Genomic DNA, 2,547 nt, shown 5'->3' with positions numbered 1-2,547 from the left:
GCAAAGAAAAACACAATCTGCCTGCCCGACCTGATGCGCTTTGGGTTCCTGAATAACAGGGAACAGCGACGGGCGGTAGCGTGTCCGGAACTGATAAAGAGAGAGTCTCATGGAAAATCCAGCCATCCTGTTACGCCGTCTTAATCCTTACTGTGCCCGCGCGATGGAAGGGGCCGCTTCCCTGTGCCAGACCCGCGCCCATGCGGAAATACTGCCTGAGCACTGGCTGCTGAAACTGCTGGAGCAGGGTGAGGGCGACCTGACGGTGCTGGCGCGGCGCTACGAATGGGATATGGATACGATATGGCAGGATATGCTGGGTTTTCTGGACAGCCTGCCACGGTCAGTGCGCAGCCGTCCGCAGCTTTCGGAGGGCGTGCAGGCACTGATGCAGGACGCCTGGCTGCACGCCTCGCTGGCGGGGGAAGAACATATCCGCAGCATTCACCTCCTGATGGCTCTGGTGGAAAAACCGAAACTGCTGCGCTGCGACGGCCTGTGGCCGCTGCTGACGCTGGCGCAGAGCCAGCTTGAGCGCCTGCGTGGACTTCTGGATGCGCAGTCGGATGAACGCCCGGAGGTGCAGCAGGAAGCGGAGCTTACGCAGGGGGATGAGGTGGAGTTTGTCGGCCGTCCGGTGAATGCGGATATAAAAGGAGAGCTGAACCCGGCGTTGCAGAATGCGCTGGACAGGTTCACCCTCGACGTCACCGCCCGCGCCCGTGAGGGCAGAATCGACCCGGTCTGTGGCCGCGACAATGAAATCCGCCAGATGGTGGACATTCTTTCCCGGCGGCGCAAGAACAACCCGATTCTGGTCGGCGAACCGGGAGTCGGCAAGACCGCGCTCGTGGAAGGACTGGCGCTGCGCATTCATGAGGGCAATGTGCCGGACGCGCTGAAGCCGGTCTCGGTGCGCACCCTTGACCTCGGCCTGTTACAGGCCGGGGCGGGTGTGAAGGGGGAATTCGAGCAGCGCCTGAAAAACATCATCGACGCGGTGCAGCAGTCACCCCTGCCGGTTCTGCTCTTTATTGACGAGGCGCACACCATTATCGGCGCGGGCAACCAGGCGGGCGGCGCCGATGCGGCCAACCTGCTGAAACCGGCGCTCGCCCGGGGTGAGCTCAGAACCATCGCCGCCACCACCTGGAGCGAGTACAAACAGTACTTTGAGCGCGACGCCGCGCTGGAGCGTCGTTTCCAGATGGTTAAAGTTGATGAACCGGACGACGACACCGCCTGCCTGATGCTGCGCGGACTCAAGTCACGCTACGCGGAGCACCATGGCGTGCATATTACCGATGAAGCGGTTAAAGCCGCCGTCACGCTCTCCAGACGCTATCTGACCGGACGCCAGCTTCCGGACAAGGCGGTGGATTTGCTGGATACCGCCTCTGCCCGTATCCGTATGAGCCTCGACACTATTCCGGAGCCGCTGACCCGCATGAAGGCGCAGCTCACGGCCCTGGCTATGGAGAAACAGGCGCTGCTGGAGGATATCGCGGTGGGTAATACCGCCCACGGCGAACGTCTGGCCGCCATCGGAGAGGAAGAGGTCGCCATCATTTTGCAGCTCGACGAACGGGAAACCCGGTACGGCCAGGAGCTGGCGCTGACGCAGGAACTGCTTGCCTGCCGCACGGATATCTCCCGCCAGGGAGAGATTGCGGACCTTCAGATGCAGCTTACTGCCGTGCAGCAGAATACCCCGCTGCTGGGGCTGGATGTGGACGCGCGTACCGTCGCCACCGTTATCGCCGACTGGACGGGCGTACCGCTCTCTTCCCTGATGAAGGACGAGCAGACGGAACTGCTGAGCCTTGAGCACAGTCTGGCGAAACGCGTTGTCGGTCAGGACAGTGCACTGAATGCCATTGCGCAGCGCCTGCGCGCCAGCAAAACCGGTCTGGCGCCGGAGAACGGCCCGCAGGGCGTGTTCCTGCTTGTGGGGCCGAGCGGCACCGGCAAGACCGAAACCGCCCTGGCGCTGGCCGATGAACTGTTCGGCGGCGAGAAGTCCCTTATCACCATCAACCTTTCGGAATACCAGGAGCCACACACCGTCTCGCAGCTCAAGGGCTCACCTCCGGGCTACGTGGGTTACGGCCAGGGCGGCATTCTGACCGAAGCCGTCCGTAAGCGCCCGTACAGCGTGGTGCTGCTGGATGAAGTGGAAAAGGCGCACCGGGACGTGATGAACCTGTTCTATCAGGTGTTTGACCGGGGCTTCATGCGCGACGGCGAGGGGCGGGAAATTGACTTCCGTAACACGGTGATTCTGATGACCTCCAACCTCGGCAGCGACCTCATCATGCAGATGCTGGAGGAGCAGCCGGAGGCGACAGAGCCGGATCTGCATGAACTGCTGCGTCCTGTCCTGCGGGACCACTTCCAGCCCGCGCTGCTGGCGCGCTTCCAGACGGTGATTTACCGTCCGCTGGCGCAGGCAGCGATGCGCACCATCGTGGAAATGAAGCTGGCGCAGGTCAGTAAACGTCTGCATCGTCATTACGGCCTGACCACGCACATTAATGAGAACCTGTA

General features: G+C 62.1%; 1 protein-coding gene. It reads left to right on the top strand.

The annotated features are described in order from the left end of the window. Positions 1-109: 109 nt before the first annotated feature. The coding region (tssH, locus tag ACOTZD_RS22825) for a type VI secretion system ATPase TssH (protein ID WP_174402507.1) at positions 110-2,547 on the top strand (2,438 nt) is incomplete at its 3' end.

This window comes from Enterobacter cloacae complex sp. SHL022, assembly GCF_049237785.1.
Lineage (GTDB): Bacteria > Pseudomonadota > Gammaproteobacteria > Enterobacterales > Enterobacteriaceae > Enterobacter > Enterobacter hormaechei_C.
This window is presented reverse-complemented; position numbering and strand designations above follow the sequence as displayed.